Raw genomic sequence first — 13,426 nt, forward strand, 5'->3', positions numbered from 1 at the left:
CCTTAACCTGATAGTAATCAGAAATCTTAAACAAAAAATAATGCAGGAGATTATTCAGAAAATAGAAAATGCAGATTGGCAAAGTATTACCGCGTCTATGCATCAAAACGGTTATTCCATTATCCCAAATTTATTATCAAACCAACAATGCGAAACTTTAAAGGCAGAATATAATACCCCTGCTACTTACAGAAAAACTGTAGTGATGGAACGCTATCGTTTTGGACTGGGTGAATACAAATACTTTAATTATCCTTTACCTGATATTATCCAGCAAATAAGAACCAGTATTTATTCTAAACTGGCCCCCATTGCCAACACCTGGTTTAAAGTTTTAAATATTGATAAACAATTTCCTGCAACACACGAAGAGCTATTACAGGAATGCCACCAGAATGGACAACAGAAAGCCACCGTCTTGATTTTGAAATATGGTAAAGGCGGTTTCAATACTTTACATCAGGACTTATATGGCGATATTTATTTCCCCATTCAGATAGTTCTATTTTTAAACGAGCCTGCTAAAGATTTTACCGGTGGAGAATTTATATTAACACAACAAATCCCTAGAGCACAATCAAAAGCTATTGTTTTACAACCTGTTAAAGGCGATGTCCTGATTTTTACTACCCATTTTAAGCCCGAAAAGGGAGCTAAAGGCTATTACAGGGTAAATATGAGACATGGAGTAAGTGAAGTAAAATCTGGTGAACGTTATACTTTAGGAATTATTTTTCACGATGCCATCAGTTAACGTATGATAAGACATGCTGATATTTCGGATAATGAATTAAGGAGTAAAATTCGAAATCACGAAATCCACTTTGGAGGAAATAGAAAACTCAAAATTTATGGCGGATTAAGTTGTGCCTCTGGCAAGAGAATGAAACGGGAAAACCGGGTTTTCTTTACTTCAGAACAAGAAGCCCTACAAAATAATTATCGTCCTTGCGGACATTGTATGAATAAAGCATATAAAAAATGGAAAGAGGGAATGATGAATGTTTGAAATGATGAATAATGAACTATGAATCATGGACTTTTTAAATGTGAACTATAGAATGATGAATATTTAAAAACAATGAACGGTTATAACTAGTGAATAATGAACTATGGTCTATCAACTATAACTCAAATAGCTATTAAAACCATGCTTAAACAACTTTACACTCCCTATTCCTATCATTTCAACCACTCCTTCCCCTGTCATTTCGAGCGAGCCCGCAAGCCGAGAGATCTCCAACCTACCAGCATACCTTCTCAACTTTCCATCAACAACTTAAAACCTATAACTTACTACTTACCACTTAAACACCTTCCCCAAGAATTCAATTAACTCTTTAATAGACAACACTAAATGTTTTACATCAATAACACATTAATTTACAATTGGTTACGATTCAACTTAATCTACATCATAATACCATCCAAAGATCAACTATTAAGAAACAAAGCATAGTCATCTGGGCCTCCCCTTCATCTCAAGTTGGCCTATTAAATATCGTCCATCAATCCAAACAACTAAAACCTTTTCCCTATCGTTATCCCTACTCTTGGATAAATTTGCGGCATACCATCTGCCTTATTTAGATACCGTCCCGCTCCAAAAAATACTTCTCCTATCAAACCTTTAACAGTTAAAAGTTTTGTCCCTACGGCGAAACCAAACCCATATCCAAAATTATCTTTATAATTCCCCTCATTTCTCCAGAAATTAAGCGGATCAGAATAATAAACATCTCCTATTTTTCTGGTTTGTGCAGCATGTGCATGAGCCTCTATAAATAAACCCGCACTTTGTTTTTTTCCAAAATAAAAGCGATAATAAGGCATAACAGACCATACAAATTCCGAAGGGTCTGCATGATAATCTTTAGATGCAAAGCAATAGGACAATGCTAAACCGGCCGCAGTATTATCTTCAAATATTCTTTCGTAGCTAATATCAACAGTAGACAAGACAATGCTTGAAAAATTCAGCTTCAGCTCATTTCTACCAAAGTCAGTTGTTTCGGCATACTCATTTTCTTTAGTTTCTTTGCTATGTTCAGAACTTGTATTATCTTCCTGCTGAGCATACGAAACAACAGACACAAGCACAAACATCAATATAATTGGTAATAATTTTTTCATGATTCAATCAGGCTTAAATTACAATTGCAGATCAGGAATTTCTCAACATGTTAAATGATACTCAACAATTTTCTATACGTGAATATTAAATAGCTAAAACCTCTTTCCTATCAATACCCCCAATCGGGGATATTGTCCAGTCATATAATCTTTCGCATTAAAATAACGTCCTAATCCTGCGAACACTTCACCAATTAAACCTTTATTCGATAAAAATTTTGCCCCCACAGCGAAACCAAGTCCATATCCGAAATTATAATATACCGTAGCTTCCCTTGTCCATATACCATTTTGCTCTCGATATAAATCATCCTTAGATCTAGTTTGTGCAGCACTCGCATTGGCTTCTACGAAAAATCCAGTTGCCTCTTTTTTCCCAAAATACAAACGATAATAAGGATTCAAAGACCATTGCATATCAAAGGACAAACCTTGCGTTTTATCCGTTTCATAAAAATAAGACGCACCAACACCTAATGCGGTGTTATTTGCTAAAATTCTCTCGTAATTAAGCTCTACTGCCGAGTAAATTGGGGTAAACAAATTAAATTTCAATTCATTTCTTCCTGGAATTTTTGATTCGGCAGAGTTGCCGCTTGTAGATTCTTCCTTTTCTTGTTCAGAATGCGCTCCCTGCTGTGTATATCCATACAAGGACAGCAATAAAAATAACATTAGAAAAAGTAATTTTCCTTTCATGAGTTTAATTTAGGTTTGCCAAATAAAAGCATTTTCTTTCGAATTTACCTTGTTAATCAAGCAAAAGCTTAATCAAATTAAAGGAGAAAGCTTATTTATTTATAATCTCCTACCTGTAGCTATATCCCAATATAAAGTATCATATGTCACTTTACCATCTCCTCTAACTTCAAAAGTATGTACCGCTTTATTTCCCGATTGATAGAAAGCAAGCGTTTTAAGGGTATCACTTCTGCCATAATCCCGATAGTAAGCGTAATCAGACCATTCAATCTTATTTGAATTTTTAATAGACTTACGTTTAATATTCAAACCCTCACAAACTAAATAATCGTAATCAGACACACCAAAAAAAGGCGTATGGTACTCAGGTATATTTAAATTTGGATAATCAGCCTGCTTAACAACTTCTATAAGAGCCAGATGCTTACTTAAAATACACAGATCGTATTCTTTACCCATATATTTTACCTCAAGCTTAAACCTTTTTGTAATAAGCCGATTATTGTCCCATTTATATAAATGCTCTAAATAATTCCTTGAATCTGTTTCAGAGTTTAATACAATTTCCCCCGTAGATCGGTCATTCCAATCATAATAGGTGATACTTTGAAGAAAGGGAGCATCTTCATTTAACAAATCTCCACCTCTTCTTATGGTTCTGCTAAAATAAATAATACCATCATAATCAGCTGCAAAATGTATGATACTGCTGTTTAAAGGATATTTTCCGCCACCGGTAAGTTCTATAACTTCCGGATCATCCATAACCGTTTGCTGATACATCTCATTTCCCTCTGTATCATAAACTCCCCACCAAAACTTTCCCTTTCTATCTCCCCAATAATACGACCTGTTAGCAGCGTCTTTATGGAAAAACTGAACTCGTCTCAAATACCTGGCATCGCTCACCTTTATCCCAAAAGACTTGAATAAAAAATCCTGATTTTTTTTCCAAATCATCATTCTTATTGCAAGCAGTAAGATAAATAAATGATGTAAAGAACACTAATTTTAAAAACAGGTTCATATGGTCAATTTGGTAATTACAAGAAAAACAAATAATTATTTATTAATAGTTATTTGATAAACTGTGGTCTTAGTAACTATACATAAAACTAATATATAGAATATTTTACATTTTAGATACACACTATCAGAAAGCAAGGTAAATTATCAAACCCTCTTAAAACAGCTCTCTGATCCTACCTAGCCATTCCAATCACATTTTAAGCCTATCGTGTGGACACATCTTGGCATTGGCTTTAATTTTCTCACTCCAGACCACTCCCCCCGTCATCCAAACTGGCACTTTAAAATCTACTCCCTATTTTAACCCCTACTCTCGAATACGTTGTATTATTATTAAAGTTCTTACCCAAGCCATAACAGATTTCAGCGATAAACCTTTTTAATACTACCCGTTTATATCCCAATGCTGCTCCCGCACCATAAGCCAGTCCCTCATTCATAAAAAAGTGTGTATCTTGTTTGTCTGAATCAGGGTGAACTACTTCCTCGTCGTCTACATAACTCTCTTTTAATACACCGGTATTTGCTTCCAAAAAGAATCCTGATGCCGCTTTCTTTTTCCCGAAATAAAAACGATAGTAAGGGTGTACAGCCCAATAATACATTGCTCTGGAATTATTCAACAATTCATGGGCATAGCCATAACCAGCTGTTAGTCCAATGGCAGATTTCTGACTGATGAGTCTTTCATAATTTAATTCTATGGTAGAATAAAACAACAGGAAAGCATTCACAGAAACCTCGTTCTTATAAATTTTGTCGTCACTCTCGGATTCTTTTTTGTTCTCTTCGTCCTCTTTTGATTCTTCTGCTTTCGATTCCTCCGTTTTGTTAGCTGTAGATCCAGCTTCCTGAGCATGTAATTCATAAGACACCAACAGAAAAAATGAAAGGGAAATAAGTAAAGTTTTTAGCATATATATCTATTATATTCCATGCTTCTCACAAACAGTAAAATCAGTAAATTCTCAAGTTAAGTTTAGTAAATTAAAATTACAATATACTTGTTTAACACACAAATATTTCATTAAACCAGACAAAAACTAAACTTATAAAAACAGTTTAATTTATCGGGATGTGTTGAAGACAGATTCGAGACAGATCTGACAAAGCTTCGAATATCCTTCGAGTGTTCTTCGACAAAACCATACATTTCTTCGAGTGCGCTTCGACAAACCTTCGACAAAACAATAGGTTTCTTCGACAAGTGTTCGACAAACCTTCGGCAAGTGTCGAAAAACTCCCGAACAAATCTCGAACAGATAGCAGCGAAATATAGAAAGAATGTCGAAGTTGGTATTACTCTGTCTCCTGTTCATCTTCAATAAGAGTCGAATGAATGATAGATATTGATTTTTTGATATTTAAACGGTGAATAATGAACTATAGACTGTATAGAATGAGGAATTTTTAAAACGATGAACTATGGACAATGAACTATATGAAACTATGAATGATGAACTATGATTTAGCTACAATGGGCAATAAACTAAGATCCATTAAAATGCAATAATATAAGCAATGAAAGTATCTGTGCCAACCTTAGCCTAAGATGGGTGCTGGCAGTATTCAATTGGTTTTGAACGGTTTTACGGGAGACTTTCAATAGATCGGCAATTTCGGCTGTTGTTAATCCATCATGATAATGCAATAAGAAAATTTCTCTGCGTTTTTTGGGAAGAGCATCTATCCATGATTTTACCAGACCTAAGATCTCCTTTTCTAGCATCGTATTTTCCGGAGATAGCGGCGATACCAATATATTTTCGAAGGCAGCTAAAAACTCGGATGTATTGGGCGACCGTACGCTATGCTTAAATACCTGAAACTTGACAGAGGTATGCAGGTAGGCTCCCAAGTTATGGATATCTACTGTTTCTCTCCTATCCCACAACGATATAAATACATTCTGAACAATATCCTGGCTCTGCTCTATATCCTTTAATCTTTTGTATGCGGCATTAAACAGCTCTTTCCAAAATGTTTTATAGATTTTGGAAAAGGCGGCTTCGTCCCCAGCTTTCAATTGAGACAATAAATCGTTATCAACGATGTAATCGGACATTCAGGTTTAAATATATATACAGCTACTAATTTAAGAAATTCAAATTTATAATGAATGTATAAAAAAGCATCAAATATATTTTCATAATTATGGCATATATTATCCAATTAACCTATTCCCAGTATTTCCTTTGCTAAATCTATCATTTTGGTACTTCCGGTGTACTTTCCCTTTTCATCTGAAAGCTTCACCACTTCTGTCCATTCATCATCATGATGATTGGCCTCTGTCATTTTAATAACCATATTCATAGGCTCCGGTCCCGCATCATTGGTTAAATTGGTACCAATCCCAAAAGACATTCCTATTTTACCCCAGCAATGTTCTGCTATACGCTCTACCTTTTGATAGTTAAGCGCATCAGAGAATATAATGGTTTTAGCTAATGGATTGATTCCCATTTTTTGATAATGTGCAATTACATGGTCTGCAAACGATAAAGGGTCTCCGCTATCATGCCGTACACCGTCAAAAAGTTTAGAGAACATTTTGTCAAATTGTTTCAAAAAAACGGCTGTAGTATAGGTATCTGACAGGGCTATACCTAAATCTCCCCGGTATACCTTCACCCAATTCTCTAACCCCAACGAGTTGGACATTTTAAATCCATAGTGTGCCGCATGGTACATAAACCACTCATGGGCATGTGTTCCTATAGGTTTTTCGTTATTAACCATGGCCAGGTGTACATTGCTTGTTCCTATAAAAGAACCTTTTCCGTATTGCTTTAATGCTTGTAATACCAAACAATGCACCTCATAAGAATATCTTCTGCGGGCCCCAAATTCGGCCACTGTTACGCCTAATTTTTTAAATGCTTCTATCTTATTCCCGGTTCTTTCTAAAATGGTTTCGTTGCTGTCTCTTTGCGCATGGGTGGTTATGTAATAAAGCTCGGATATCAATGACATTAAAGGCACTTCCCATAAGATAGACCTGTACCAGAGTCCTTCTATTTTCACAGTCAGATCGGTACCGTGTTGTGCTATCTGCACCTCTTCGGGATTAAACCTGTAACCTTCCAGAAAATCCAAATATAATGGATCTAAATACGGACAGGTTTTCGTTAAAAACTGCTTTTCTGCTTTACTAAGCGACAATAACGCCATATTGTCAACCGCCTCACGTAAATGAAGGGCAAACCCTTCCGGAAACTGATGTTTGCCTCTATTGATAAACTGATATCTTGCTTTTGCAAAGGGAAACAGCTTAACAACACCTTGCTGCATGGTGAACTTGTAAAAATCATTATCCAGTATCGAAACAAGTTTGGGGACTTTCATATTTGCTTTCATTAATTTATAAAACGCATAAAGTCATTTTAGGTTTTATGGGTGTTTTGTATAATTTATACATTCTTTGAAAAATGATTGTTTATTTTTATGGACAAATTATGTTGAAATTAAAGAAGATAGACCATATTACGGTTACTTTCCCTAAGGGTAAAGATGATGATGCTTATTATTTTTATAAAAACATTCTTGGTTTAGAAGAAATCCCCAATCTGGTAGCCAATGCTTTCTGGTTTAAAATGGGTGATATTGATATACATGTTTACAGAGAGGATCTGACAAGTCCTTTATCTTCCAGACATTCTGCCTTTGAGGTAGACGACCTTAACAATACAAAAGCATTTTTAGAAAACTGTGGCATAGATATACAGTATTCTTCTAAAATTGAAGGAAGGGAAAGATTATTTTTCAGAGATCCTTTTGGTAACAGGTTCGAACTGATAGAATATATCTAAAAGTTACCCGATAAAGTGATTTTATTTCTTTTTTATTCTGGTAACCAACATTTTCTCGCAAACTATATTGCTTAATGTTTCTTCTGTTCCGTTTTCAAATTTAAGGTTCATAGTGCCATCAAATTTTTCTACAGATAGTATTTTAAAAAGCTGTCCCAGCTGCATGTTTTTACTATTCAGAAATTTAAGAAAGGATTCTGACGAGTCTGATATGGCCATAAATTTAACCGTATCGTCTACATTACACTCGCTAAGGCTAATGTATTCAGGAGCATTTATTCTTCCGTTTTTATCCGGAATTGGCGAACCGTGTGGATCAAATTTAGGGTAACCTAACAGCTCGTCCATTTTATCAAAAAATATAGACGATTTTATATGCTCTATCTGTTCTGCTATTTCGTGAACATTTTCCCAGCCAAAGCCCATTTTTTCTACCAGAAACATTTCTGTTAACCTGTGTTTTCTAAGAATCAAGGCTGCATCTTTTTGTCCGGTTTCGGTTAATTTTAATGGCTTATAACTTTCGTAATGTACCAGTTTCTTTTCAGCAAGCTTTTTCATCATGCTATTTACAGTTGGCATCTTAGTCCCTAAACGTTTGCTTAAATCGTTAGGACTAACCTCTCCTTTTTTATTTGCCAGTGTAAATAGTGCCTTTAAATAGTTTTCTTCTGCTGCCGAATACATATCGCAAATGTACACATTTAATATATTTGACTTTAATACTAAAGTAAAATTCGAGTAAAAGAGGTGTTTTGTTTGTTATAGTCTATAGTCCATAGTCGATAGACTATAGTTCATTGTTTTAATCGTTCATCATTCAGAAGCTCATCACTCCCCCCTCAAACAAACGACGTCACCCTGAGGCACTCGAAGGGTCTTTTGGTTAATTGCTCTTACCGTTAATACTCTTATAATGAGATTGCTTCGTCCCTCGTAATGACAAACTTATTTTCGATGCTCTGAGCGAAAGAATTACCAGTTCATCATTCATAGTTATATAGACCATAGTTATAATCGTTCATCATTCTAAAGCAGTTCATCGTTCCTACCTTAAATAAACGACGTCACCCTGAGGTATTCGAAGAGTCTATTGGTTAATGGCTCTTACCGTTAATACTCTTATAATGAGATTGCTTCGTCCCTCGCTATGACAATCTTATTTTCGATGCTCTGAGCAAAAGCATTAACAGTTCATCATTCATAGTTATTAGACCATAGCTCATAGTTTTAATCGCATTCATCATTCAGGAGCTCATCGCTCCCGCCTTAAACAAACCACGTCACCCTGAGGTATTCGAAGGGTCTGTTGGTTAATGGATCTTACCGCTAATACTCTTATAATGAGATTGCTTCGTCCCTCGTAATGACAAGCTTATTTTCGATATTCTGAGCGAAAGCATTACCAGTTCATCATTCATAGTTATATAGTCCATAGTTTTAATCGTTCATCATTCATAGTCATATAGTCCATAGACCATAGTTCATCATTATAAAGTTCATCGTTCCCGCCTTAAATAAACAGTTCATCATTTAAACATCAAGCAACTCGCTATCTAATAACAAAAAAGAGGTGCCCTGTCTCTTAACTTCTACATCAGAACTGCACAAAATTATAGATCAATGTTATACTGATCAATACCTTTGCCAAACCATTTTGCAATTCTATTGTGAGAAGTTACCTATCAGGAACACCTCTTTTATACAAATATAGGAATTAGGAGAAACTTAATCCACCATTAATATCTATATTATTTCCATTTAAGAAGCTCGCCTCATCAGAAGCTAAGTAAATAACCAGATCAGCTACCTCATCTGCCGTTCCTTCTCTTTTCAAAGAAGTGGCATTAGCCACATTTACTCTGGCCTCTGGTTTTGTAAAAGTATCGTGGAAAGTAGTAGCAATCATACCTGGTGCTACTGCGTTTACCCTGATATTTTTAGGGCCTAATTCTTTGGCTAAAGCTCTGGTATAAGTCATTACGGCACCTTTTGATGTTGCGTAAATACTTGCTCCGGGACCTCCACCATCTCTACCTGCTAACGAAGAGAAGTTAATTATTGAACCGCCTGAAGGCATAAAAGGAATTACTGCTTTTACAGATAGGAAAACACTTTTAAGGTTGATGTCCATAATATGGTCAAAAAACTCTTCGTCTATTTCCAACGTTGTTTTTCTGGCTACTAAACCACCTGCTACGTTAGCTAAAATATGTATTTCTTCTCCGAAAGCGGCTCTTGTTGCTTCTACCAGTTTAGCTACATCTGCAGCTTTAGAAACATCTCCTTTTACAATAATTCCTTCGCCACCTGCTTCTTTAACCTGTCTTAAAGTTTCTTCTGCGTTGGCTTCATTGCTTAAGTAGTTAATTACAACTTTAGCACCTTCTTTTGCCAACTTTACCGATACTGATCTACCAATGTCTCTAGATCCGCCTGTTACAATCGCTACTTTGTTTTTTAAACGCATAATTTTAAATGTTAATTATTTATTTTTCTTGATGTTATATACTTAATACAAACCCAGGAAACCGGCACTAATGCTGCTGCCAGCACAAAAAACCACACATAACTGGTTTGTGTAATTACGGGTACCGCCCAGGTGGTTAGTAAGGTACCTACTACTGCCGCCGTACCGCCCATACCTGCTACTGTACCTACGTTTTTTCCATTAAAATAGTCGCTTGGCAAAGTCTGGATGTTTCCTATTAGAAACTGGAAACCAAACAAGGTTATCCCTATTAAAACCATAGCGAACATTGGTGTTTCTTTTAAGCCTGAAAGGAAGTATAAAATGGCCAGTAATGATACCAGCATAATTACCGACCCTAGGGCTATAGAGTTCTTACGGGCTTTCTGTGCATCTACCCCTCTTTTGATCTGCCATGACGAATGATAACCTCCAGCCAAACTTCCTATTGCAGCAAACAGATAAGGAACCCAGGTAAAAGCACCTATTTGCCTGATATCAAACATAAACTGCTCTTTTAGGAAGGTTGGTAACCAGGTTACAAACAACCACCAAACAGGGTCTATAAAAAATCTGCTACTGATTATTCCCCATGTATTTTTATACTTCAACAGCTCTTTCCATGAAAGTACCTGTGTATTGTCTGCCGCTGCTTTTGCGGCATTCTCCTCGGTTTGTCCTAAAATGTGTTTTCTCTCTTCTTCGGTAATCCAGGGGTGTTTATCTGGTGTAGCTTTATTGATAACCAACCAGGGAATTACCCATACAAAACCTAAAACAGCTATTAAAACAAATGTAGCTTTCCAGCCAAAAGCAAGGTAAAGCAAGGCTATAATAGGCGCAGAAACTACTGAACCTAATGAGGCTCCTGCTCCAAAAATCCCCTGCGCAATGGCTCGCTCTTTTGGAGGAAACCATTCGGCATTATTTTTTGTTGCTCCCGGCCAGTTACCTGCTTCCGAAAACCCTAGTAAAAACCTAAAAATATTGAAAGATGCCAATGACCTGGCAAATGCATGCAATGCTATAGAAATACTCCATCCTAAAATGGATAGTGTCATCCCAATACGGGTACCTAAGGCATCCATTAATTTTCCGGTAAATGTTTGTCCTAAAGCATAAGCGATCATAAAAAATGTTGTGATTAACGCTAATGCTTGCTTACTGTCTACATCTGCTATTCCAAAATCTTTATAGATATAGGGCCACAGAATATTAATAGCACTTCTATCGATATAGTTTATAACGGTCGCAATAGCGATCAGTGCTATAATATACCATCTTAATCCTCTAACTTTCATTGATTTAAATTTATTCGCTTAAAGGAATATTACTGACTCCTTTTGCGGCATTAATAACTTTATTATCCGATGTTACTTTGGTACCTACAACTTCTCCTTTACTACTTTTTAACCTGATGCTGATGCCATAGCCTTCAGCATTAACTTCACTTATATTTTTCCTGAATTCGTTATAGTTTCCCCATCCGTCTGCGGCACAGTTTACCTGATATCCGTCCAGCAAGACCGATGGCTGATGATTAATTCCTTTGTTTTCTTCTATCAGGTACTTATTACCTTTAACATCAATCCAGCTATCTGCACTGTTTTCGCCTGATATACCTTCAGAATAAAAGGTATTGCCTTTGATAATACCTCCGGTTGTTCCTTCTTTGATATCTATACATTCTGCGGTTACATAGGGGCCTATCACATTGTTGATGATGATATTATTATCGCAACGGTCTGGTTCATTATTGGTGTACCTTGCCCAATTACTTATTGCCGAACCTATGTAAACACCTTCTCCATAGCCCGGTCTTACCAAACCTACATGGTGTATATTGGAGTTTTGCAGTTTATTATCTGAACTGAATTTTCTGAAGTGTATTCCTTCTTCGCCTATTTCTTTAACTTCCAGATCATCCAACACATTGTTGCTGGCTCCGTCTAAGATAATCCCTTTTAGTCCTCCTTTAACGGTGAAGCCTTTCAATATCCAGTAATTTGCCTGATGGTGAATAACATATCCTTTAGAAACATCTCCGGTGGTAAGAACACAGTTCTTGTTACCTATAAGTGTTATTGGTTTTTCGGATGTACCACTTGTTGCCGGAATTATAAATTTACCCTCATATTCGCCCGCCGAAAGCACAATAGAATCTCCAGGCCTAGCTATCTGAAGTACGTTTTTTAATTCTTCGGCATTCTTAACCATTACCAAACGTCTGTTATTTTTAGACTTTTTTGGAGTCTGTGCCTGAGCAAAAAATACCGTGGCCAGCATACAAATTATACTTCCGGCAACTTTTAAAGAGGTTTTCATATTGCTTTTACTTGAGAATTATTATCAAAAAGACTTAGGATCATTAAAAACCATGTTTTAGTATTATAATACAAGATTACTGATGTACACCTACTTCTTTTAAGAAGGCTATAATTTCTCTGTTTATCTCAGCATTTTTCTCCTTCTCGAACTTTCCATGCTGTCCGCCCTCAACCGTAATGAACTTATTTTTAATGCCCATGTCGTCCAGTTTTTTCTTTAAATCAACTGATTGTTGATAAGGAACAATTGGATCTGCATCTCCGTGTACTATAAATACCGGGGGACTATTTTTCTTAACCTGATTGATTGGGGAAACTGCTTTCACAAATTCGGGATCATTTGCTTTATCGCCTAACCACTGGGTAGCCGATTTACTTTTCCATGCAGGCACTTCTGTTATCCCGTATTTATCTATAATAGCGGCAACTTTAATATCTTTAACTCCTTTACAGTTAGTATCAAAACGGTTGTCGTTCCCTAATAAACCGCCCATTAGTGCCAGATGTCCACCCGCAGAACCTCCCATAATCACAATTTTGTTGGGATCTATATTAAGTGCCTTGGCATTCTTAATCAGATAAATTAATGCACAACGGGTATCTTCTACTGCTGCCGGTGCTGTTGCCTCCTGCGATAACCTATAAGCTATATTGGCTACAGCATAGCCTTTTTTAAAGAAAGTACTAAAACCGGTTTGCGATTCTTTATTACCTTTATTCCAGCCACCACCATGGATATTAATAACCACAGGAGAGGCTCCTTTATCTTTGGGAGGTAAGTATAAATCCATTTTACCGTCCCATCCGTTTACTTGGGTATAAACTACGTTTAATTGTTCGGTATAGCCTTCTGGATATACCACTTTCTTTACTTCTGCTGTTTCCTGCGCCATAACATAACCGGAACAGGCTATCAGCAAACACGAAAAAAACTTTTTCATATCTGTATAAGT

At 36.3% G+C, this 13,426-nt stretch carries 14 protein-coding genes; 3 read left to right on the plus strand and 11 right to left on the minus strand.

Translation table 11 applies throughout. The annotated features are described in order from the left end of the window. Positions 1-40: 40 nt before the first annotated feature. The gene (locus tag ACFSAH_RS17845) at positions 41-754 is read left to right on the plus strand and encodes a 2OG-Fe(II) oxygenase (protein ID WP_379664107.1); all 714 of its coding nucleotides are present in this window, start codon (positions 41-43) and stop codon (positions 752-754) included. Between the two features lie 3 nt (positions 755-757). Continuing rightward, positions 758-1,009 (plus strand): Ada metal-binding domain-containing protein, encoded by a 252-nt coding sequence (locus ACFSAH_RS17850; RefSeq protein ID WP_379664108.1) that lies wholly within the window; start codon positions 758-760, stop codon positions 1,007-1,009. Positions 1,010-1,521: 512 nt separating this feature from the next. Here ACFSAH_RS17850 and ACFSAH_RS17855 read toward each other — a convergent pair. The 6 genes from ACFSAH_RS17855 to pncB form a co-directional block, all read right to left on the minus strand. Continuing rightward, entirely contained in the window at positions 1,522-2,133 is a 612-nt protein-coding gene (locus tag ACFSAH_RS17855) for a DUF3575 domain-containing protein (protein WP_379664109.1), read from the minus strand. A 93-nt stretch (positions 2,134-2,226) separates the two neighbouring features. Beyond that, positions 2,227-2,832 (minus strand): hypothetical protein, encoded by a 606-nt coding sequence (locus ACFSAH_RS17860; RefSeq protein ID WP_379664110.1) that lies wholly within the window; start codon positions 2,830-2,832, stop codon positions 2,227-2,229. A 99-nt stretch (positions 2,833-2,931) separates the two neighbouring features. After that, on the minus strand, positions 2,932-3,798 hold the full coding sequence (locus ACFSAH_RS17865) for a hypothetical protein (RefSeq protein WP_379664111.1): 867 nt from the start codon (positions 3,796-3,798) through the stop codon (positions 2,932-2,934). Positions 3,799-4,145: 347 nt separating this feature from the next. Continuing rightward, the gene (locus ACFSAH_RS17870; RefSeq protein ID WP_379664112.1) at positions 4,146-4,781 is read right to left on the minus strand and encodes a DUF3575 domain-containing protein; all 636 of its coding nucleotides are present in this window, start codon (positions 4,779-4,781) and stop codon (positions 4,146-4,148) included. Positions 4,782-5,353: 572 nt separating this feature from the next. Then, positions 5,354-5,929 carry an RNA polymerase sigma factor gene (locus ACFSAH_RS17875; RefSeq protein ID WP_379664113.1) on the minus strand — a complete coding sequence of 192 codons (576 nt, stop codon included), beginning with the start codon at positions 5,927-5,929 and terminating at the stop codon, positions 5,354-5,356. 107 nt (positions 5,930-6,036) lie between these two features. Then, positions 6,037-7,224: a nicotinate phosphoribosyltransferase gene (pncB, locus tag ACFSAH_RS17880; RefSeq protein ID WP_379664114.1), complete on the minus strand. Its 1,188-nt coding sequence runs from the start codon at positions 7,222-7,224 to the stop codon at positions 6,037-6,039. Between the two features lie 98 nt (positions 7,225-7,322). Here pncB and ACFSAH_RS17885 point away from each other — a divergent pair, with 98 nt between their 5' ends. After that, positions 7,323-7,676 (plus strand): VOC family protein, encoded by a 354-nt coding sequence (locus ACFSAH_RS17885; RefSeq protein WP_379664115.1) that lies wholly within the window; start codon positions 7,323-7,325, stop codon positions 7,674-7,676. A 21-nt stretch (positions 7,677-7,697) separates the two neighbouring features. Here ACFSAH_RS17885 and ACFSAH_RS17890 read toward each other — a convergent pair whose 3' ends face one another. The 5 genes from ACFSAH_RS17890 to ACFSAH_RS17910 form a co-directional block, all read right to left on the minus strand. After that, complete coding sequence (locus ACFSAH_RS17890) at positions 7,698-8,378, minus strand: metal-dependent transcriptional regulator (RefSeq protein ID WP_379664116.1); 681 nt, start codon at positions 8,376-8,378, stop codon at positions 7,698-7,700. Positions 8,379-9,393: 1,015 nt separating this feature from the next. Then, positions 9,394-10,146, minus strand: a complete 753-nt coding sequence (locus ACFSAH_RS17895; RefSeq protein WP_379664117.1) for an SDR family NAD(P)-dependent oxidoreductase — start codon at positions 10,144-10,146, stop codon at positions 9,394-9,396. Positions 10,147-10,157: 11 nt separating this feature from the next. Continuing rightward, positions 10,158-11,447, minus strand: a complete 1,290-nt coding sequence (locus ACFSAH_RS17900; protein WP_379664118.1) for an MFS transporter — start codon at positions 11,445-11,447, stop codon at positions 10,158-10,160. 10 nt (positions 11,448-11,457) lie between these two features. Then, complete coding sequence (locus tag ACFSAH_RS17905; protein ID WP_379664119.1) at positions 11,458-12,471, minus strand: chondroitinase-B domain-containing protein; 1,014 nt, start codon at positions 12,469-12,471, stop codon at positions 11,458-11,460. 76 nt (positions 12,472-12,547) lie between these two features. After that, positions 12,548-13,414, minus strand: coding sequence for an alpha/beta hydrolase fold domain-containing protein (locus ACFSAH_RS17910; protein WP_379664120.1), 867 nt, complete (start codon positions 13,412-13,414; stop codon positions 12,548-12,550). Positions 13,415-13,426: the final 12 nt, after the last annotated feature.

Source organism: Pseudopedobacter beijingensis (genome assembly GCF_042678145.1).
Taxonomy (GTDB): domain Bacteria; phylum Bacteroidota; class Bacteroidia; order Sphingobacteriales; family Sphingobacteriaceae; genus Pseudopedobacter; species Pseudopedobacter beijingensis.